The following is a 21801-nucleotide window of genomic DNA, read 5'->3' as shown; positions in this document are numbered from 1 at the left end:
GGTCTTAGATTTTTATGCCTTTAAGTAAACAAGGCTTTGTTGCAATTCTGGTTTATCATTTATAAAATGTTTTAACCAGATTTTTAGTTCTTCAATTTCGTTGGGCAATAATCTAGAAATTGCTTTTTTTAGTTCTTTAGTGAATAATTTGGCATCAAAACTTACTTTTTGCAGTACGGTCTTGGTGTAATCTAGCATAGCTCTCGCCATATTTCAAAGAATTTAAATTGATTAGGTTGTGTCCTCTAATTTAACAAAAAAAGAAATAAAGTATTGCTTGTCATTCGTTAAAAATTGGATAAATTCATGTTAAAATTGTTTAACAAAGAACAAAACCCACTGAATTCGTGCATTTTACAAAAAAATCACTTCTTGTCTTATTAGGTTTAGCTCTTCTACAGGCCTGTGCTTCATCAAAAAACAGGTCGGCGAAAAAAAATATTGCCCATTCAATAAATGAACAATTACTCGATAATTCATTTACTGGGTTCATCCTTTTTAATCCAGTAACAAAAGACACCTTACACAAACACAACAGCAATAAATATTTTACCCCAGCCAGTAATACTAAAATTTTTACACTTTACGCCTCATTAAAATTATTGCCCGATAGTATTCCTGCACTTAAATACTTGATTAAAAATGATACCTTATATGCCGAAGGCACTGGAGACCCATCCATGCTTCACTCTTATTTTAAGGACAGCACATCCATTAATTTTCTAAAGGAGTATAACAATATTTCTTTTCATTTCAATAATTTTAAGGATGAAAAGTATGGTCCAGGTTGGGCATGGGAGGATTATGACCTTTATTTTTCTCCTGAACGAAGTAGCCTTCCTTTGTATGGTAATGTGGTCACAATTTTTAAGAAAGATTCATTAAATGTAATTCCAACTTATTTCCAAGATAAGGTTTCTGTAATAGCAAATCCAAAGAATAAGAGTTTTTATTCCAATGAATTCTTTTTTGACCCCACCAGAGAGGACACTTTAGAAGTACCCTATATAATAGACTCTTTGCTTACAAAAAAGTTGTTAGAAGAAGTAATCCATAAAAAAATATCAATAGTAGATAAGATGCCCCAAGGGGATAAAAAAACACTTTATAGCACCCCATCTGATTCCTTGTATAAAAGAATGATGTATCTAAGTGATAATTTTATTGCAGACCAACTTTTGATATTGGGGTCTTCTGCGCTTTCGGATACACTGACCAGCTCAAAAACAATAAACCATATTTTGGAAAATGATTTAGCCAATCTTAGACAGCCTCCAAGATGGGTTGATGGCTCTGGCCTTTCTAGATACAACTTAATTTCACCAGAGTCCTTGATAGATGTTTTAAATAGATTGTATATGGAGGTGCCAAAAGACAGGCTATTTGCAATTTTTCCATCTGGAGGAGATGAAGGCACCCTGAGAAATTGGTACAAAGACAATCCAAAACCCTATATCTATGCTAAATCTGGTTCTTTAGGTAATGTTTATTGCCTTAGTGGTTATTTATTGACCAAATCTGGAAAAACACTAATTTTTAGTTTTATGAACAATCACTATAAAAAACCAACATCTAAAGTAAAGGAACAAATGCAATCTATTTTTGAACAAATTAGGGATACCTACTAGCTAAGCAATTTGTTTATCTGTGCATGCTGTAATAACATTATAGTTTTTGCATCCTTTATTTCACCAGATTTTATCATATCCAACGCTTTATCAAAAGACATTTCTAAAACTTCTATATTTTCACTTTCATCATCGGCACCACCACCTTCGTTCACTTTCATTTTTTCCTCGTAAGCACCAATAAAAAAATACAGGATTTCAGTGACTGAACCTGGTGACATATAGGATTCAAGTATCTTTTCAACTTTATTGATTTTGTAGCCCGTCTCCTCCTCTACTTCTTTTTTGATACAATCCTCTGGATGGTCGCCATCCAATAGTCCCGCACAAGCTTCAATCATCATACCTGTTTTATTTCCATTTACATATGTAGGCATTCGAAATTGTCTTGTAAGTACAACAGTGCCTTTTTCCTTATTATATAACAAAATTGCAGCTCCATTGCCTCTATCATAAGCTTCCCTTTGTTGGGTCTCCCATGTACCATCCTCTTTTTGATAGTCAAATGTGATTTTATTGAGCGTATACCAATTGTCGGACAACAGCTCCTTTTTTATGTTTTTTACTTTTCCGTTTTTCAAACTAGTTTTTTTATAAAAAATAAAGGTATGGTTTATGCCAGTTTCAATCAATCTTAAAAACAATTATTCCATAGATATGGTTATATTTATTGTATTTATAAGGATTTCTAAACATTGAATTTTGCCAAATAATCTACCCATGAAGCATTTGAAAATTATTGCGCTGCTATTGTTATTTTCTTTTAGTTGTAAAGAACAATCAAAAAATAATAGTGAACCACCAGAAAACCTTCCGCGAATTGCCATTGCCGGTCTTGGTATTGAATCGAGTACTTTTTCCCCTGCCCAAAGCACCGAAGAAGCTTTTCATGCCAAAATTGGAGATTCCATCTTTATGCGATATCCTTTTCTAGCTGTGGATTCATTGAATCGTAACCGTGCTCAATGGGTGCCAACTCTCGTGGGAAAATCGTTGCCTGGTGGCATAGTAACACGTGAAGCTTATGAATCTTTAGTGGAGAGAACATTAAAAATGCTTACTAAAAGTGGTCCCTATGATGGGCTCTTTTTTGATATTCACGGAGCAATGAGCGTTGTTGGAATAGACGACCCTGAGGGGGATTTAATTGCCAGAATAAGAGAGGTTATAGGAACCAAAACCATGATTTCTACCTCAATGGACTTGCATGGCAACGTCTCTGAACGTTTGGCAGAACATTCAGATTTAATCACTTGCTATCGTATGGCACCGCATGAAGATGCCATGGAATCTAAAAAAAGAGCTGTGGACAACCTATTGGAACGCCTAGAAAGCAGAAAAGGGAAACCAAAATATAAAGCATGGATTCCTGTCCCTATTTTATTACCAGGCGAAAAAACAAGTACACGTATAGAGCCAGGCAAAAGCCTTTATGCAAAAATTCCATCTATTACCAATCAGGAAGGTGTTATAGATGCCGCAATTTGGATTGGATATGCATGGGCCGATGAGCCCAGAAATCATGCCGTAGTAATGGTCACGGGTGATGATGAGCAACAAGTAATAGAAAGTGCAGAAAAACTAGCTCAAAGCTTTTGGGATGTTCGTAATCAATTTGAATTTGTAGCCCCAGTTGCAACATTTAAAGAAAGTATGGATATGGCTATATCAAGTGACAAAAAACCGTTTATGATTAGTGATATGGGTGATAACCCTACCGCTGGTGGTGCTGGGGATGTTACTTGGACGCTTCAAGAAATATTGGCCAGACCAGAATTTAAATCGGAAAATGGACCTTCGTTAATTTACGCCTCTATTCCTGGGCCTCAATTTGTGGAAGAAGCTATTGAATTAGGTGTTGGTGGAAAAATATCGGCCTTTGCTGGTGCCAGTATAGACCATCGTTTTGCTCCTCCTTTACAATTAACAGGTACCATTACAGCAATAGGACATGGAGATGTACATGCCGAAACAGAGGTTGTTGTTAGAGTTGGTAGTATATCTATAATTGTTACCAAAAAACGTAAACCCTACCATAAAGAAATGGACTTTACCCATCTTGGTCTTAATCCTAGGGAAACGGATATTGTTGTAGTTAAAATAGGATATCTGGTTCCTGAACTATATGATATGCGTGCCGATTGGATTATGGCTCTAACACCAGGAGGTGTAGACCAAGATTTAGAACGACTCGGTTACAAACGTATTAAAAGGCCTATGTATCCTTTAGATAAGGACATGGAAGACCCAGATTTAAGTGCAAGACTACTACCAGCATCGGATAAATTAAATTAGTTTTTAGCACAAACTTTTGAGGCCTTGTCTCTTGTTGGCAACAGAATATTCATTGAAGCTGATACAACTAAAATCATAAACATTGTTTTGTTACCGGTCACAATACCATTTGCTATAATCACTGAAGCCCATAATATGGCTGTCATAATTTTATTTTTACTTGTCATAATATTTTTTTATTATAATTAATACTTAAAAATAGGTTTCGACTCAGATTGCAAGACATACTCCCTATAACATTACATTTCTTAAAATTAAAATCGATTGTCTCCATCCAACAAATCACCCAATCCACCTAAAATACTGCCTTCTCCTTTGTCTTTTCCACCACCTCTTGGTGCAGCGGCCCATACTCTACCGGCTAATCTGCTAAAGGGCAACGACTGAATATAAACAGTACCTGGACCTCTTAAGGTTGCAAAAAACAGTCCTTCACCTCCAAATACTGTGTTCTTTATCCCCCCTACAAATTCTATATTATAATCTACTGTTTGGGAAAAACCAACAATACATCCTGTATCTACCTTTAGAACTTCTCCTGCTCCAAGAACTTTCTTTGCCATAGTTCCACCAGCATGTACAAAGGCCATTCCGTCTCCTTCCAATTTTTGCATAATAAAACCTTCTCCACCAAAAAAGCCTCTTCCTAGTTTTCTTGAAAACTCAATTCCAACGGAGACGCCTTTGGCAGCGCACAAAAATGCATCTTTTTGGCAAATGAACTTCCCTCCTTTTTCTGACAAATCAATGGGTATAATTTTACCTGGATAGGGAGATGCAAAACTTACTTGTTTCTTCCCATGTCCAATATTTAAAAAAGAAGTCATAAAAAGGCTTTCACCTGTTAAAACCCTTTTACCAGCAGAGAATATTTTTCCCAATACACTATTATCTTGATTGGAACCATCTCCAAAAATAGTATTCATTTGGATATCTGTATCCATCATCATAAAGGTGCCAGCTTCGGCAACAACTGCTTCCTGTGGGTCTAGTTCTATTTCCACATACTGCATTTCCTCCCCATAAATTTCGTAGTCTATTTCGTGTGCGTTCATTTTTCTATTTTTTTGATTGACATTAATTGGTAACAAAAAAAGGGATTTTGTTACAATCCTTAAATGTTTTTTTTCTATTGCCTAATTTGATAAAAAAAAGGCAACCTTTCGGTTGCCTTAAATCAAATTGATATAAATTAGATTTATATAATTTATGAATTGTCTACCACTTCCGCATCTGGAGCATTTTTTTTGACGGATTCAATTCCATTTTCCATGGCTGCTGTACTATTGTACATTTCACTTTTTCCTATCACTTGGCCATTGGTGGCGTTCAAGGTGAAGTACGGGCTCCCGTCCGAGGCGATCTTTCTTTCAAACTGCCCATCAGACTGAGAGTTCTTTTTAACCGATTCAATACCATTTTTACAACCATCCATACCGGCATACGATTGGCTGGTCAAGATTACTTGCCCATTTGCAGCTTTTAGGTTGAACATTGTTTTTCCAGAACTGGTAGTCTTTATTTCAAATTTTCCCATTATAAATTATATTACAGTTACAGTGTTTTAAATTACTAAAAAAAAACAAATTTCAACTTCTCAATCGCACCGTCCATTCAAATTCAAAAGTGGAGACCACTATTCCATCTTCATTAACCCCAACCGATTTCATCCAAAACGTTTGACCCTCTCCGGTTGCAACAGTTTTATCAATTGCATCTTTAATTAGATGACCATCCACACACGTAAAGGTAATTCTGCCTGTGGCCTTTTTAGAGAATGTAGCTTTGTTGCTAGCCACCAGCATAGATATTTTTTTGCCGCTATTCTTTATTTGGTCTATCACCAAAGTACCAGTACTAAACTCTGCAGCCATCCCCTGTGCGGCCCAAAACATGCTTTTAAACGGATTTTGATTAAACCATTTGTACTTAATAGTAACTATAGCTTTGCATTCATCAATATATTTTAACCGTACTCCACACCACCAAGCAGCCGGAAGCTTAAAAAACGTGAAAGTATTGTATTTACTGGTCTCTTTAGACATAGTCTATTATATTTTCTTTAAAAGTATAGAAAATAATTGACGTATGAAATGTTAATATTATGTTAAATATTAGTATTATGTTTTGCATAATACCTTCTTTAAGACATATATTTGCATAGGAAGATATTATGTTATTGAAATCATCAATCAAAAAAAGCCATGACAGAATCATTAAGTAAGCACGAAAGAAACCTATCTGCAATCATCCATGCATCAACCTTTAGCAGGTATTTTATTCCGTTTGGAAACTTTATACTACCATTAATATTATGGACAGCTAACAAAAAAGATTATGAGTTTGTGGACTATAATGGAAAGCAAGCTTTAAATTTTCAAATTAGTATGTTTCTTTATTCTATTGTTCTTGGAGCCATTAGTATTCCTTTCTTTATTGGGTTTCTACCAGATTTATTCAATGGAGGAATTTTTAGTTGGAACGATTTTCATCACGACAGTTTTAACCTACGTTTTGATAGTGACCATTTTCCATTTATTTGGCCTTTGGGAATTACAGGGCTAGTGCAAGCTGCCATTACACTTATTAATATTGTTTATACCATTTTGGCAACGATAAGAACAAACGAAGGGCAAACTTTTAAATATCCGTTTACAATCAATTTTATTAAATAGTACAGGAGTTATTCATCAATCATCATCAATCAAATGAATCATCAAAAAACGAACAGTCAAATTATTAGAATCATGAAACTATGAATGTAGAAAACACAAAAGCACAAATGCGCAAAGGCGTTTTGGAGTATTGCATTCTTTCCATCTTAAATGGTGAAGACAAATATGCTTCCGAAATACTGGGCACCTTAAAGGATGCCAAGATGCTTGTGGTGGAGGGAACAATATATCCGCTTTTAACGCGACTTAAAAATGCGGGACTGCTCAACTACCGTTGGGAAGAATCAACCTCTGGACCACCACGTAAATATTATGCACTTACCGAAACGGGTGAAATTTTTCTTAAAGAATTAAACACTACCTGGGATGAACTTAGAACAGCAGTGAACTTGGTAACCAATACAAAACAACAGAAGTAATGAACAAGACAGTAAATATAAATCTCGCAAATATGCTTTTTCATATTGATGAAAATGCATACAACAAATTGCAACGATATCTAGAATCTATAAGACGTTCATTTTCCGGTACACCTGGAAGCGACGAAATCATTGCTGATATTGAAGCAAGAGTGGCCGAATTATTCCATGAAAAAATGGAAAATGAAAGGCAGGTCATTACCACAAAAGAAGTAGAAGAAGTTATTAATATTATGGGGCAGCCAGAGGATTATATGGTAGATGAGGACATCTTTGAAGATGAACCAAAAGCCAAAACATCCGCTCCAGCAGGTAGAGTTAAGAAACTATATAGAGATATGGACCATAAATATATTGGTGGTGTATGTGCTGGTTTGGAACACTATTTGGGTTTTGATGCTCTTTGGATACGTATTATTTTCCTTCTTTTAGGAATTTTTACAGGTTTCGGGTTTATAGCCTACATCCTTTTATGGATTTTGGTCCCAGAAGCGGTCACTACATCCCAGAAATTGGATATGACGGGAAAGCCTATCAACATCAGCAATATAGAACGCAAAGTTAAAGAGGGGTTTGATGATGTTACTGAAAAGGTTAAAAGTGTTGACTATGAAGGCATGGGCAACAAAGTAAAGAGCAGCTCCAAAACTTTTTTTGACACCATAGGGGACATTATTTTATTTCTTTTTAAAGTCTTCGGAAAATTTATCGGAATCTTATTAATCATTATAGGTGCAGCCACATTAATTGGCCTTTTTGTTGGGCTATTGACCGTTGGCACTTTGGATTGGGTTCAATTTCCAGTTTTTGACAGTTTTATTGTAAACTCAATAAATGCTCCTATTTGGTTAGTATCATTATTATCTTTCTTTGCAATTGGGATTCCATTTTTCTTCCTACTCTATCTAGGATTAAAAATATTGATAACCAATTTAAAATCCATTGGTAATATCGCTAAGTTTTCCTTATTGGGGCTTTGGATAATCTCCATAATCACCTTGATTATATTAAGTGTCCGGGAAGCCGCAGCACATGCATACTCAGGGAGTGTAACAACAAAAAATGAACTTTACATTTCTAATCCAGATACCTTGAACATTTCATTGGCATCCTCGGACTTGTGGGATGCAAGAGGCAATGTTAGAATGAACGATATGATTATGACGTTTGATGAAGACGGTGTAAAAACGTTGATTTCTGATGATGTTAGGTTCCGCATAAAAAAATCCAATGATTCCGTAATGCGAATAGAAGTTAGAAAAGAAGCCAATGGTTCATCTATAAAAGATGCAAGAGATACGGCAGATAAAATAGAGTACGAGTATACCGTTGAAGGCAATACTCTAATTCTAAACGATTTTTTAACTGTAAGGGAAAAAAGTAAATTCAACGATCAAGAGGTTAGAATAAATCTATTTGTACCAAAAGATATGGTGGTAGATTTTGAAGAAACTCCCAATTGTAATTGGAGTACCAATAACGATCGAAACGTTAGTAGGTGCGATATAGATGAATATACTTGGAAAATGGGAAGTGATGGAGAGTTAAAATGCCAGGATTGCCCAGAAAAAATAGAAAAAAATTGGAATGATGATGATGAAAACAGAATTAGAATTAATGGAGAAGGAATAGACATTAACATAAATGATAATGGTGACGGGGAATCTTTTAAAATGAAAATTAATGAAGATGGAGTTCAAATTAAAGCAACAGATAATGATGAGGACAAGGTAGACATCAATATTGATAGTGAAGAAGGTAAATTTGAAATGAAAATTGAAGAAGATGGGGTTACAACCAAGAAGACCATCACCAAGGATTAAAGCAATTTACAATTCAGACCTAGCATTCAACAGTTCAGTATATTATACTTTAAACATCAAACAAAAAACAAGAATTTTAATCAATCTTAAAAAACAACAATCATGACAACACTAGCAAAAATTGCACTTGCGTTATTAATGGCACTCCTTATGTCTTCCTGTGCCTTTGATATTAATTTTGGAAGCGGAAAACATGGCAACGGAGTAGTTGCAGAGGAAACAAGAGAAGTTTATGAAGAATTTACAGAAGTTTCAGCTTCTGAAGGTTTGGATGTTTATGTAACACAAGCTGAGAGTTTCAGTATTGATGTGGAGGCCGATGAAAATATTATTGACCTTATTGGCACAGACATTAAAAATGGTAAACTACGAATCCATGCCATTGAGAACATTGGTAGAGCTACTAAAAAAGTATATGTTTCTATGCCAGATATTACAAGATTAAATAGTTCTAGTGGGGCAGATTTAATTGCCACAAATATCATAAGAACTGACAAGCTATCTTTAAACTCTAGCAGTGGAGCGGATTTAAAATTAGAAGTGATTGCCGATGAAGTATCTGCCGATGCAAGTAGTGGGGCGGATATTAGATTATCTGGAGAAACCAATGTGCTTTATGCAGATGCTAGCAGTGGCTCAGATATTAAAGCAAGTGAGCTTACTACTAAAACCTGTAATGCAGATGCCAGCAGTGGTGCAGACATTACAGTAAACGTATCAGAATCCTTAGTGGCCGATGCCAGTAGTGGAGCAGATATAAAATATTCTGGAGATGCCAATGTACAAGCCAAGAAATCGGCTTCTGGTAGCGTGCATAAATATTAAAATTATTTGAAGCTAAATATCTAGGTTGTTTTACGACCTAACTAAAAACCCATCAAATTATTGATGGGTTTTCATTTTATACCAATTTCCGTTTCTCTATATTTAACTTAAAATTGATGGGAATGAAAATTGAGTTAAAAAAGCACAGGCTTCACCTAAAACACACCTTTAGTATTTCAAGAGAGTCACATGATTTTCAGAATACTTTAATTGTCTCTCTTTCTTTGGATAAGGAAACTGGATATGGTGAAGCAACATCGAACTCATACTATGGTATTACCGTAGAAAGTATGATTACAGAAATTGAAGACGTACAATCTAAAATTGAAAGTTATGAGTTTTCTTCGCCCGAGACCTTTTATAACTTTTTAGTGAATCTTGGACTGAGCAATTTTACACTATGCGCATTGGATTTAGCTGCTTGGGATTTATATGGTAAACTTCAAAATCAACCACTTTATAAAATATGGAAAACCTCAATCAATACATATCCCATTACCAATTATACTATTGGCCTTGATAGTATTGCTGTAATGGTATCCAAAATGAAAGAGCAGCTATGGCCCATTTACAAAATTAAACTGGGAACTAGTGATGACATTGCTATTATAAAAGGGTTGAGAAAACACACTGATGCTATTTTTAGAATTGATGCCAATTGTGCATGGACAGCGGATGAAACCATAAAAAATGCACCTCTTCTTAAGGAATTGGGTGTAGAATTTATTGAGCAACCCCTAAAAGCAGATGATTGGGAAGGTATGGAAAAAGTAATGCATTACAGTGTACTTCCTGTTATAGCAGATGAAAGTTGTATTGTAGAAACTGATGTTGAAAAATGTGGATTGCATTTTAACGGCATCAATATAAAATTGACTAAATGTGGGGGCCTTACTCCTGCCCTTCGTATGATAAAAAAAGGGAAAGAAATAGGCCTTAAGGTTATGGTAGGTTGTATGACAGAATCTTCCGTTGGCATCTCTGCAATTGCACAGCTTTTACCACAATTGGACTATGTGGATATGGATGGTGCCATGCTCTTAAAAAAAGACATTGCTCAAGGCGTAAAAATTTTGAGCAATGGACAAGTTGAATTTTCTACACTTGGAGGTAGTGGTGTAACTCTTTTGTAATGGCGCATTATATAGATTCATTTCCGGGTAGAGAAATCATCATAAATAATAAAAAGCATTTATATTTTGGTGGCACTGCGTATTTAGGCTTACAAACTGATGAAGCCTTTCAACAAATCTTCATTGACAATATTAAAAAATACGGTACCAATTATGGAGCTTCAAGAAAATCCAATGTACGTATTACCATCTTTAATAAGGCTGAAAAATATTTAGCAGGTTTGGTTGAAAGTGCAAGCTCCATTACACTATCATCAGGGTATTTGGCTGGTCAATTAGTAAGTCAGTTTTTCAATGATTCTAATTACACACTTTTTTATGCCCCAAATACACATTCAGCCTTATATCAATCCCAAGCAAAACCTTATACTACCTATGAAGCATTAAATCTTGCGGTTAGGGAGCATCTAAAGGTAAAAAAGGCTGTTCCAGTAGTGTTTATGGATTCCATTGACTTTTCGGGCTGTAATTTTCCCAATTTCATTGAGCTCAAAGCATTGCCTTTGGATAAGATAATCCTTGTGGCAGATGATTCTCATGGCATCGGAATTGTTGGAGAAAATGGTCAAGGAGTATATAAAATTCTTACTGGTTTTAAACCAAAAGAACTTATAGTCTGTTGTTCCTTGGGAAAAGGATTTGGCGTACAAGCAGGAGCCATTTTTGGAGAGCAAGAAAGAATAAATCAGCTAAAAAATACCAATTTCTTTGGTGGCGCTAGTCCAGCAACCCCAGCAAGTATGGCTGCATTACTTTCTGCAAATGAGATTTATAGAAAAAGAAGAGGGGTGTTAAAAGAACACATTGACTACTTTGTCCAAAACGTTCATTTAATTCAAAAATTTAGTCTTATAGAAAACCACCCTACATTTAGTTATTCCAACACAAGACTTACCAAACATTTGGAAACAAATGGCATTCTAGTTACGGATTTTAGTTACCCAACTGAAGAAGCCACTTTAATGAGCAGAATTGTACTAAATGCTTCACATTTGAAAGAAGATGTACAATATTTAGTCAATACTATAAATACCTACTTCTCATAATTATATATTTTATTTTATGAATTTGACAACAATTAAGTTAAATATTTGTGAAATTTAACAAAATATATTGTATCTTTTAAAAATTAAACAACTTTAAAACAATTAGCCATGAGAAAAGTACTTGGATTGGTTTTCTTGATGTTGTTTCTGGTTTCTGCAACGGAAATGACCTCACCAAAGCCGCACGCAAAAAAGTCCATTGAGGGGACTTGGGAACTTGTTAGTCATTACAATTATGACAACAATGAAGTTACGGACACTGTTCTTGCCAACGAAAACCTTAGACAGGTTAAAATGTTCTACAATGGTAAAGTTATGTGGGCCAAATATGTACCACAAGATTCTACAGAATGGTTTGGATACGGATCCTATGAAACATCTGAGGGTAGGTTAAAAGAAAGATTGGAATTTGGTTCTGCCGCCATCATGAAAATATCTGACACCTTATTGGTTTTTGAACTTGAATTGATTCTTAGCGAGGACTTTTACAGTCAGATAAATCTTGACGATGAGGGAAATAGACTTTTTTCAGAAAATTATAAAAGACTCGACTAAACACTACAAATACCATTTAAAAAAGGGCAATGTCTAGAAACATTGCCCTTTTTTTATTTATCCGCTAAATTAATTAGACCGTAGCTTCAGTCTCTACGGTTGCCAAATAGCGTTCTGCATCTAAAGCTGCCATACATCCCGTACCAGCTGCAGTAACCGCTTGTCTGTATTCTTTATCTTGGACATCACCACAAGCAAAAACTCCCGGTATACTCGTTTTTGTAGATTTTCCTTTAGTAATAAGATACCCAGTATCATCCATTTCTAACTGTCCTTTAAAAATATCTGTATTGGGTTTATGTCCAATAGCCACAAAATATCCTGTCACAGGAATTTCTTCTTTTTCTCCAGTAACATTGTTCACAATACGAATACCTTCTACAACTTGTTCTCCTAATAGTTCATCAACTTCCGTATTATAACGAACATCTACATTTGATAAGCTGTTTACCCTATGTTGCATAGCTTTGGAAGCTCTCATGTAATCCTTTCTAACCAACATAGTCACTTTATTACAAATATTGGCCAAATAGGAAGCTTCTTCCGCAGCTGTATCACCAGCACCAACAATTACCACATCCTGACCTTTATAGAAAAATCCATCACAAACGGCACAGGCAGAAACGCCTCCACCTCGTAAGCGTTGTTCGCTTGGAATACCTAAATACTTTGCTGTGGCTCCTGTAGAAATAATGACCGTTTCGGCCTCAACAACCTTATCATTGTCAACAGTGACTTTATGAATACCACCAATCTCTTTGTTAAAATCAACAGCAGTTACCATACCAATACGTACTTCCGTACCAAAACGCTCCGCTTGTTGCTGTAACTGTACCATCATGGTAGGTCCATCAATACCTTCTGGATACCCAGGGAAATTATCTACTTCTGTAGTAGTCGTTAATTGGCCTCCAGGCTCCATTCCCGTATACAGCACTGGCTTTAAATCTGCCCTTGCAGCATAAATAGCAGCTGTATAACCAGCAGGTCCAGACCCTATAATCAATGTTTTTATTCGTTCTATTTGTTCAGACATAATCTTTTTCTTCATTTAAAGAGTAACTAAACAAAAGTAGGCTTTTTGATAAAAAACTTACTTTAAAAGTTATCAAAAGTTGTTATAATACTATAGTAAAATCATTTTGATTCCTGTTGTAGCATGGATGCATCAACAACAGTTCTGAAACCTAAATGTTCCAGTGAAGAATCTACGCTTGACCCCATTCTAGAAGACACTCTATAACTTGCGCAATAAGAAGCATTGCAAAGAAAAGAACCGCCTTTTATTACTTTTTCTTGAACATAAGGGTTGTTTGGCACAAAAGATTCTTTAGCGCCTTTTGGGTTTTTAGATGTTGCATTCAAAGACAATAATTCTTGGTAATATTTAGTATTGTACCAATCACTTGTCCATTCCCAAACATTCCCAGCCATATCATACAGACCATACCCGTTAACTTCAAAACTTTGTATGGGTGCAGTGCGCTCATATCCATCTTCAAGGGTATTAATTTGGGGGAATTTTCCATTCCATGTATTTGCTTTTTTTTCTAACTCAGTCACATCATTTCCCCATTGGTACGTCATGTTTTTTAATCCTCCTCTAGCCGCATATTCCCATTCCGCTTCAGTAGGTAAGCGCCTATTTGCCCATTTACAATATGCCAAGGCATCTTCATAAGCAATATGAACTACGGGATGAATGTCCAATCCATCAATTGAACTATTTGGACCTTTGGGGTGGCGCCAGTTGGCTCCTATTTTCCATTGCCACCATTGTGAAAAATCATACAGATTGGGTAATTCTGATTTGGCCTTTTTAAAAATTAAAGAACCTGGCTTTAAGATGGAATCATGAGGTTTAGGTGTTCCCGGTGGCACTTGCTTTTTTAGTTCTTCCCAATCAATTTCTCTTTCAGCAATTGTTACATACCCAGTCTCGTCAACAAATTGGGAGAATTGTGCATTGGTGACTTCATGCACATCTATAAAAAAACCATCAACAGTTACCTTATGAGCAGGTTTTTCATGTTGCATAGCCATTTGGTCCTGAGGAACCGCGCCTTGTAGAAACTCTCCTCCAGGAATCCAAACCATATTCTTTGGCGTTGCAATTCCATTTGGTTTTTCAACAATTAGCATATCATTAGCTATTTTCTCTATATCTTTTTCCTTATGCTTTTCTTTTTCTTTACAATGCCATAAAAAAAATAGCATAAAAAAAACCGCACAAATCTTTACCATAAAACTGTGCGGATTTTTAGTATACATATCAACTATATTATTTTGTCGAAAACTTAAATGACGTAGTAGTAGAATATTTTTCTCCTGGACTCAAAATAGTTGACGGAAAAGAAGGCTGATTAGGAGAATCCGGATAATGCTGTGTTTCTAAACAGAAGCCGCCTCTTTTGCCATATGTGCTACCATCTTTTGCAGTGATCGATCCATCTAAAAAATTACCTGTGTAAAACTGTACCCCTGGTTGATCAGAAAATACTTCGAGTAACCTTCCACTACTAGGGTGATGGGCTGAGGCAATCAACCGAATTCCATTATCTTGGTCATTTAAAACCCAACAATGATCATATCCGCCACCTTTTACAATTTGGTCATGATCCGCATCAATTTCTTTCCCTATAGTTTTAGCAATTTTAAAATCAAAAGGAGTATTGGATACTGATGCCAATTCTCCTGTAGGAATAAGTGTTTCATCAACAGGAACAAACTGGTCTGCATGCAACACTACTTCATGATCTAGAATGCTTTGTCCAAAATCACCAGATAAATTGAAATAGGAATGTTGGGACATATTTAAAATGGTTTTCTTATCCGTAGTAGCTTCATAATTCACTGCCAACATATTATCATTATCCAAGGTGTAAGTTACTATCGCTTTCACATTCCCAGGGTAACCACCTTCCATATCTTTACTTACATAGGATAATTTTAAAATAATATTTCCATCAACAACATCCGCCTGCAAAACATTCCAAATTACCTTATCAAAACCATTAGAACCACCATGTAAATGGTTTGGACCATTATTAGTCTCCAAAGTATATTCAACCCCATCCAAAGAGAATTTTCCATTCGCAATTCTATTACCATACCTACCCAATAAAGCACCAAAAAATGGATTGCCATCCAAATATTCTTCCAAAGAGTTAAAGCCCAATACAACATCTTTAAACTCTCCATTTTTATCGGGAGCAGTTAAGTGTGTTATAATTCCACCATAATTCATAATCTTAACAACCATTCCATTTCCATTGGTAAGGGTATATAAATCCACTACCTCATCATTGGGTGTTGTTCCAAATTCACTTTTCTCTATTGTTGAAATATCAACTTTATTCATCATTTCGTCTGTATTAACCTTTTCTTCCTTTTTTACATCTTTACATTGTGTAGTTACCAAGGCGATGCTAAAAATAAGGAAGCAAGCCGTAATTCTTTTAATCTGATTCATTTTATTTATACTTTAGTTGCTAGTTGTTTGTTACATTTTAGTTTGAAACAAATGGTAATACACTTCATTTGCATTTAGTTTCTCTTTAAATTCTCTAATTGATGTTTTTTCATCTATCACTACCAATTCAATTCCTGCTATCTCCGCAAAGTCTTCCATATATTCGGTCGTAATTGCCTGGCTATACACTGTATGGTGAGCTCCTCCCGCTAAAATCCATGCTGTTGCCGCTTCCTCTAAATTTGGTTTTGGCTCCCACAATACTTTTGCAACAGGTAAGTTAGGCAATTCTTCTTTTGGTTCCATAGCTTCTACTTTATTTACGATAAGACGGAATCTATTTCCCATATCAATGAGCGAAACATTAATGGCGTCACCTGCAGGAGAATCAAAAACCAAACGTACTGGGTCTTCTTTACCACCTATTCCCAAAGGGTGGACTTCACATGAAGGTTTTGTGTTGGCAATTGTTGGACAGATTTCTAACATATGAGAGCCTAACACATAAGATTTTGTTGGTGTAAAATGATACGTATAGTCCTCCATAAAAGAAGTTCCACCATCCAAACCAACATTCATTACCTTAATAGCACGCAATAAGGCCGCAGTTTTCCAATCTCCTTCTGCACCAAAACCATAACCATCAGCCATAAGTCGCTGTACAGCAATCCCAGGAAGTTGTTTAAAGCCTTCTAAATTCTCAAAAGTATCTGTAAACGCTTTAAAACCTCCTGTATCCAAAAAGGATCGCAATCCCAATTCAATTCGGGCAGCTTCCACTAAGGAAGTACGCTGATTTCCTCCTTCTTTTAGTGCATTTGTCATATTGTACTCGTTCTCATAGACTTTAACCAAATCAGCAATGGCTTTGTCATCTACATAATCTATATGTTTTACCACCTCAGCAACGCCAAAACCATTCACTGAAAAGCCAAAACGCATTTGCGACTCTACTTTATCCCCTTCTGTAACAGCAACTTCTCGCATATTATCTCCTATACGAGCTACTTTTAAATTTTGAAGTTCATTCCAACCCAAAACTACTCGTGACCATACCCCAATTTGATATTGAACTTTACTGTCTTGCCAATGACCAACAACCACTTTTCTACGTTTTTTCATGCGGGTCATCATATAACCAAATTCACGGTCTCCATGTGCCGACTGATTTAAATTCATAAAATCCATATCAATACTATTCCAAGGAATTTCAGCATTGAATTGCGTATGTAAATGGCATAATGGTTTTGTTAGCAAGCTTAGGCCTTTTATCCACATTTTAGCTGGAGAAAAAGTGTGCATCCAAGTGATGATTCCAATACAATTTACATTGCCGTTTGCTTCTATGCAAATACTTGTTATTTCATCGGGTGTTTTTACAGTAGGTTTAAAAATTATTTGAATTGGGATGTGATTTGAAGCACTTAAACCCTTTACAATTTCTTTTGAATTGTTTGCAACTTGTTTTAAAGTTTCATCACCATAAAGGTGCTGACTCCCCGTTACAAACCAAATCTCTTTTTGTGTGATATCTATCATTAAAACTATCTCTTATTGTCCATAATATGCATCTTTCCCATGCTTCCGATTATAATGTTTTTCAATCAATGAATCTTTTAATCGTGTCGCATGGGGATTAATTTGAAGCGTTAGAAATGCCATTCTTGCCACTTCTTCTAGGACCTTACTATTGTACACTGCCTTTGCTGCATTTTCCCCCCATGCAAATGGACCGTGATTACCAATAAGTATCATTTGTACCTCTTCATAAGACAAACCTTTCTCTTTAAAACAATCCAAAATCTGAATGCCTGTATTGTATTCATAATTTCCTTTTATGAGTTCATCCTTCATAGGTGGAGCACATGGAATATCTTGCGTTAAATGGTCTGCATGCGTAGTCCCAAAAATTGGAATATCTCTATTGGCTTGCGCCCAAGCCACAGAATATGTTGCATGTGTATGAGCTATACCACCTATATGCTCCCAATTCTTATATAAAAATGCATGGGTTTTAGTATCTGATGAAGGCCGCATTGTACCCTCAATAATATTATTATCAAAGTCTACAATAACAATATCCTCAGGTTTTAGAACTTCATAAGGAACACCGCTGGGTTTAATTGCAAAAACCTTATTTTTTCTATCTACCGCACTTACATTACCAAAAGTGTACACTACTAAATTCAGCTCATTTAATTGCATATTGGCTTCATAACATTCCTCTTTTAAAGCTTGATATTTAGATTCATTAGTTAGTTCCTGCTTTGTATTTTTTTCAACAAACTCACCCAAATTCTCATACTTTCTATACAATTGCTGATAAACTGTTACCTTCTCTTTTTCTGGGTAATAGGTGGTTTCAAAACCATTGCCCATTGCTTTTATGGCGTCCTCTACAGATTTATGTATTCCAGCCGCAACGGAGGCATACATGGCCGCTCCCAAAGCAGGGGCCTGTTCAGATACCGCTATCTTAATGGGCCTGTTGATTACATTGGCCAAGGTCTGCATTACAAAAGGTGATTTTTTGGCCACACCACCAATCCCAACAATCTCATCTATTTTGACCCCTTCACTCTCAAAACGGTCCACAATCTTTTTGGAACCAAAACACATAGCTTCTACCAAAGCTTTAAAAATATGGGGAGCCTTCGTGCCAAGATTCAAGTTGATAATGGCCGACTTTAATGCCTGATTCGCATCTGGGGTTCGTCTTCCGTTTATCCAATCCAACGCTACCGGAACACTTTCTTCCATAGGAAGTTTTTCTGCCTGGCTGGTCAATTCTGCAATTAGATTGTCTTTTAATTCTTCAATGATTGTTTCTTTTTGGTGTTCATCAATACCTGATGATTTTTTGATTATCGCAGTAGATGGTTCCACCAATACATTCCTGAACCATGCGAGCACATCTCCAAAAGCAGACTGTCCTGCTTCCAATCCAATTTTATTCGGAATAACGGACCCATCAACTTGTCCACAGATTCCTTTTACGGTCTTATCCCCCACAGCATTGTTGGAGGCCACAATAATATCACAGGTAGATGTTCCCATGATCCGTACCAATGTATTCTCTTCCGCTTCTGCGCCTATTGCTCCTGCATGGGCATCAAAAGTACCTACGGCAACAATCGTATCCGTTGTGAGTCCCACTCTTTTGGCCCACGTTTTAGATAATCTACCCGCAGTCTTATCGGACGTATAGGTTTCCGTATATAAATTCTTTTTTAGTTCAACCAAACAGGGGTCAAGTTTTGATAAAAAGGCGTCATTGGGCAATCCTCCCCAGCTTTTATGCCACATGGCTTTATGACCTGCAGCGCATCGACTTCGTTTAAAATCTTTTAATTCGCCTCCGGTCAACAAAAAAGTCATATAATCACAATGCTCCATCCAAGAATGGGCAGCATCTTTTACTTTTTTATCCTCGCGGGAAACATGTACTATTTTTGCCCAAAACCACTCGGAAGAATAGATACCGCCTTCATATTTGGTAAAATCTTCCCCACCCCAATTTTTGGCCAATTGGTTGATTTCTTCTGCTTCCGAAATCGCCGTATGGTCTTTCCACAAAACCATCATAGCATTCGGATTTTCTTCAAAACCAGTGGTTTCAGCTAAAGAAATTCCTTTTTTGTTTACAGGAATAGGTGACGAACCTGTGGTATCTATACAGATTCCCTTAACCTCACCTGCATTTACACCAGATTTTTGTACTATGGTCTTTATCGTAGTTTCTAAACCTTCAATATGGTCCAAAGGGTGCTGTCTAAATTGATTCTTAGCAGCATCACAGTACAGGCCTTCTTTCCAACGTTTGTACCAATGTACATTACTTGCCAATTCATTTCCATTATCAGCATTTATTAAAACGGCCCTCACTGAATCCGTTCCATAATCCAATCCTATGACATAATTGCCCATTACATTTTTACTTTTAAAACTGAAACCGAATACGGAGGCATTGCATATTTTACAACTCCCTGTTCAACATTGAACTCTTTTAATACCGGACTTACATTTTTAGGGTTCTCAAAAGAGTTTTCATCGGTAAGGTTTGGACTTGTCAATAATACAAGTTCCCCTGTTTTGGTCAAATTTTCCAATCCTAGATTCAAGTCTACATTTCTATTTACAACCGAAGTATTCACCAGTTTTACAATTAGCTCATTGGTCTCCATATCCTTTACGGCAGAAGCATAAATTTTATCTTGCCCTATGAGGGGTTTACCATCCTGAGTTATGGAAATTAAATCGGTTCCGCTATGATTGCTAAATAGTTTTTGAACATAATAATTGGCCGAGCCATAAGACTCCAAATTGTTGAACCAAATAAGGTCTGGTTTCCATTGCCAGCCCTCCTCATGTGCCATTAATGGTGCATAGGATGTTAAATAAACCACATCTGCATTTCTTTCCAATCCCGTCATAAAAGCAGCTTCTGCCAAAGCACACTCCCAATTGTTTCTGTTTTCAGGACTTACAGTTTGCACACTTTGGGCGGCATATTCACCAGCAAAAACTTTGGGGCCATTACGATCATAGTTGTCGTACCGATCTGCATTTTCTAAAAACCACTTTGGGTTTTGGTAATAGTGCTCATCCACTATAGGCACATTTAATTCTTTTACTTGTTCCCAACCATAATCGAACATATCTCCCTCAGGAAATGGTCCAGGGGTAGAAACAAGCTCAATATCTGGATACTTTTCTGAAATTATATCCGCAAATATTTTATAGCGATTGAAATACTCTGGTCCCCATTGCTCGTTACCAATGCCCAAATATTTCATATTAAAAGGTTCGGGATGGCCCATTTCGTTCCTTACACTTCCCCATTGGGTATCCAAACCTCCATTGGCAAATTCTATTAAATCGAGGGCATCTTGTACATATGGGTCCAATTCACCTAGAGGTACCAATTCCCCTGTATTGAACTGGCATGCCATTCCACAGCCTAAAATAGGTAAGGGTTCCGCTCCCATATCCTCTGCTAATTGAAAATATTCAAAAAAGCCCAAGCCGAAACTTTGATAATAATCTGGAGTCGGCCTATGGTCAAACTCATCGTTCCATCTATTTATCAGCAATTCTCTTTGATCTAGTGTACCCACTGTTTTTTTCCACTGATATCGTTGAGCAAGGGTTCTTCCTTCCACAATGCAGCCTCCAGGAAACCTCAGAAACCCTGGGTTTAAATCATCCAGCAACTGCACTAAATCTTTACGAAGCCCCTTTTTTCTGCCTTTCCATGTTTCTTGTGGAAATAGGGATACCATATCCATATCCACACTTCCATTGCCTTTAAAAGTCAATTTTAATTTGGCTTTGGCATTTGTTTTATTAGGAGTTAAAATAGCTTCATAAGTCTTCCAATCTTCGGAATCGAGAGCAAAACTTGCAGATGCCAACGTATTATCCAATGAATCGATCAGTATAAAATTAACTTTATCAATTCCCTTGACATTGCCCATTTTAAAGGAAAGGTCATAGTTTTTACCCTCTTTTACACCAATTCCCCGAAAACCTTCATTGATTATTTGGTAATTATCAGCTTGGTGAATTACAAAATGGGAATAACGCTTATTGCTTTGGGCATCTATATACTTGGTAATATTTCCAAAACCAGAATTCTTATTGAGGGAATATTTTAAACTATTGGTCTCTTCCCAACCCATTTTGGGGTCAGGAAACTCAAACGAACCATTCTTTACCAGTTCGGCATATAGTCCACCATCTGCAGCAAAATTGATGTCCTCATAAAAGATACCGTACATGGTCGGCTGTATTTTGGCAATTGAGTTAGCATCTACCACTAAGTTGACCGTTCCCTGTTCCTGTACAGGCTTTTCCTCCCCACAGGAAACCATCATAGCTAAAAAACAACTTGTAATATATACCTTAAGTATTAGGTGTTTCATAGTATT

Annotated in this window: 21 protein-coding genes; 9 read left to right on the top strand and 12 right to left on the bottom strand. The window is 36.3% G+C overall.

Annotated elements, in window-relative coordinates; genetic code table 11:
* Positions 1–12 precede the first annotated feature (12 nt).
* On the bottom strand, positions 13–210 hold the full coding sequence (locus tag AC000W_RS08600; protein ID WP_474747591.1) for a hypothetical protein: 198 nt from the start codon (positions 208–210) through the stop codon (positions 13–15).
* Positions 211–347: 137 nt separating this feature from the next.
* Here AC000W_RS08600 and AC000W_RS08595 point away from each other — a divergent pair, with 137 nt between their 5' ends.
* Complete coding sequence (locus tag AC000W_RS08595; protein WP_474747590.1) at positions 348–1628, top strand: D-alanyl-D-alanine carboxypeptidase; 1281 nt, start codon at positions 348–350, stop codon at positions 1626–1628.
* Here AC000W_RS08595 and nudK read toward each other — a convergent pair.
* Complete coding sequence (nudK, locus tag AC000W_RS08590) at positions 1625–2209, bottom strand: GDP-mannose pyrophosphatase NudK (RefSeq protein ID WP_474747588.1); 585 nt, start codon at positions 2207–2209, stop codon at positions 1625–1627. The genes AC000W_RS08595 and nudK overlap by 4 nt on opposite strands.
* Before the next feature lie 139 nt (positions 2210–2348).
* Here nudK and AC000W_RS08585 point away from each other — a divergent pair, with 139 nt between their 5' ends.
* Positions 2349–3923 (top strand): M81 family metallopeptidase, encoded by a 1575-nt coding sequence (locus AC000W_RS08585; protein ID WP_474747587.1) that lies wholly within the window; start codon positions 2349–2351, stop codon positions 3921–3923.
* Here the strand turns inward: AC000W_RS08585 and AC000W_RS08580 are convergent.
* From AC000W_RS08580 to AC000W_RS08565, 4 genes are all read right to left on the bottom strand, one after another.
* A complete protein-coding gene (locus tag AC000W_RS08580; protein WP_476658671.1) occupies positions 3920–4090 on the bottom strand; it encodes a hypothetical protein in 171 nt (56 codons plus the stop codon). The two genes, AC000W_RS08585 and AC000W_RS08580, sit on opposite strands and share 4 nt — an antisense overlap.
* 87 nt (positions 4091–4177) lie before the next feature.
* Positions 4178–4978 (bottom strand): TIGR00266 family protein, encoded by an 801-nt coding sequence (locus tag AC000W_RS08575; protein ID WP_474747584.1) that lies wholly within the window; start codon positions 4976–4978, stop codon positions 4178–4180.
* Between the two features lie 152 nt (positions 4979–5130).
* Complete coding sequence (locus AC000W_RS08570) at positions 5131–5460, bottom strand: YegP family protein (RefSeq protein WP_474747582.1); 330 nt, start codon at positions 5458–5460, stop codon at positions 5131–5133.
* A gap of 52 nt (positions 5461–5512) precedes the next feature.
* Positions 5513–5968, bottom strand: a complete 456-nt coding sequence (locus AC000W_RS08565) for a DUF4442 domain-containing protein (protein ID WP_474747581.1) — start codon at positions 5966–5968, stop codon at positions 5513–5515.
* A 159-nt stretch (positions 5969–6127) separates the two neighbouring features.
* Between AC000W_RS08565 and AC000W_RS08560 the strand changes: the two genes are divergently transcribed.
* The 7 genes from AC000W_RS08560 (at position 6128) to AC000W_RS08530 (ending at position 12399) form a co-directional block, all read left to right on the top strand.
* A complete protein-coding gene (locus tag AC000W_RS08560) occupies positions 6128–6598 on the top strand; it encodes a DUF4870 domain-containing protein (RefSeq protein WP_474747580.1) in 471 nt (156 codons plus the stop codon).
* An 80-nt stretch (positions 6599–6678) separates the two neighbouring features.
* Positions 6679–7017, top strand: a complete 339-nt coding sequence (locus AC000W_RS08555) for a PadR family transcriptional regulator (RefSeq protein ID WP_474747578.1) — start codon at positions 6679–6681, stop codon at positions 7015–7017.
* Positions 7017–8840, top strand: coding sequence for a PspC domain-containing protein (locus AC000W_RS08550; protein ID WP_474747577.1), 1824 nt, complete (start codon positions 7017–7019; stop codon positions 8838–8840). Before AC000W_RS08555 ends, AC000W_RS08550 begins: the two co-directional genes overlap by 1 nt.
* A 102-nt stretch (positions 8841–8942) precedes the next feature.
* The gene (locus AC000W_RS08545; protein WP_474747576.1) at positions 8943–9665 is read left to right on the top strand and encodes a head GIN domain-containing protein; all 723 of its coding nucleotides are present in this window, start codon (positions 8943–8945) and stop codon (positions 9663–9665) included.
* Positions 9666–9787: 122 nt separating this feature from the next.
* Positions 9788–10798 (top strand): dipeptide epimerase, encoded by a 1011-nt coding sequence (locus AC000W_RS08540; protein WP_474747574.1) that lies wholly within the window; start codon positions 9788–9790, stop codon positions 10796–10798.
* Positions 10798–11844, top strand: coding sequence for an aminotransferase class I/II-fold pyridoxal phosphate-dependent enzyme (locus AC000W_RS08535; protein WP_474747572.1), 1047 nt, complete (start codon positions 10798–10800; stop codon positions 11842–11844). The genes AC000W_RS08540 and AC000W_RS08535 overlap by 1 nt, the downstream gene beginning before the upstream one ends.
* A 108-nt stretch (positions 11845–11952) precedes the next feature.
* A complete protein-coding gene (locus tag AC000W_RS08530; RefSeq protein ID WP_474747570.1) occupies positions 11953–12399 on the top strand; it encodes a hypothetical protein in 447 nt (148 codons plus the stop codon).
* A 73-nt stretch (positions 12400–12472) separates the two neighbouring features.
* Here the strand turns inward: AC000W_RS08530 and trxB are convergent, their stop codons facing one another.
* The 6 genes from trxB to AC000W_RS08500 all read right to left on the bottom strand — a co-directional run bounded on the left by trxB (position 12473) and on the right by AC000W_RS08500 (position 21795).
* The gene (trxB, locus tag AC000W_RS08525; protein ID WP_474747761.1) at positions 12473–13435 is read right to left on the bottom strand and encodes a thioredoxin-disulfide reductase; all 963 of its coding nucleotides are present in this window, start codon (positions 13433–13435) and stop codon (positions 12473–12475) included.
* Between the two features lie 101 nt (positions 13436–13536).
* Positions 13537–14643 carry a formylglycine-generating enzyme family protein gene (locus tag AC000W_RS08520; RefSeq protein WP_474747569.1) on the bottom strand — a complete coding sequence of 369 codons (1107 nt, stop codon included), beginning with the start codon at positions 14641–14643 and terminating at the stop codon, positions 13537–13539.
* Positions 14644–14680: 37 nt separating this feature from the next.
* Positions 14681–15871: an aldose epimerase family protein gene (locus tag AC000W_RS08515; protein ID WP_474747567.1), complete on the bottom strand. Its 1191-nt coding sequence runs from the start codon at positions 15869–15871 to the stop codon at positions 14681–14683.
* Between the two features lie 30 nt (positions 15872–15901).
* Positions 15902–17410: an L-arabinose isomerase gene (gene araA / locus AC000W_RS08510; protein ID WP_474747565.1), complete on the bottom strand. Its 1509-nt coding sequence runs from the start codon at positions 17408–17410 to the stop codon at positions 15902–15904.
* A 12-nt stretch (positions 17411–17422) separates the two neighbouring features.
* The gene (locus tag AC000W_RS08505) at positions 17423–19798 is read right to left on the bottom strand and encodes a ribulokinase (protein WP_474747563.1); all 2376 of its coding nucleotides are present in this window, start codon (positions 19796–19798) and stop codon (positions 17423–17425) included.
* Positions 19798–21795 carry an alpha-L-arabinofuranosidase C-terminal domain-containing protein gene (locus AC000W_RS08500; RefSeq protein WP_474747562.1) on the bottom strand — a complete coding sequence of 666 codons (1998 nt, stop codon included), beginning with the start codon at positions 21793–21795 and terminating at the stop codon, positions 19798–19800. The genes AC000W_RS08505 and AC000W_RS08500 overlap by 1 nt, the downstream gene beginning before the upstream one ends.
* Positions 21796–21801: the final 6 nt, after the last annotated feature.

Source organism: Saonia sp. (assembly GCF_056326165.1).
This window is presented reverse-complemented; position numbering and strand designations above follow the sequence as displayed.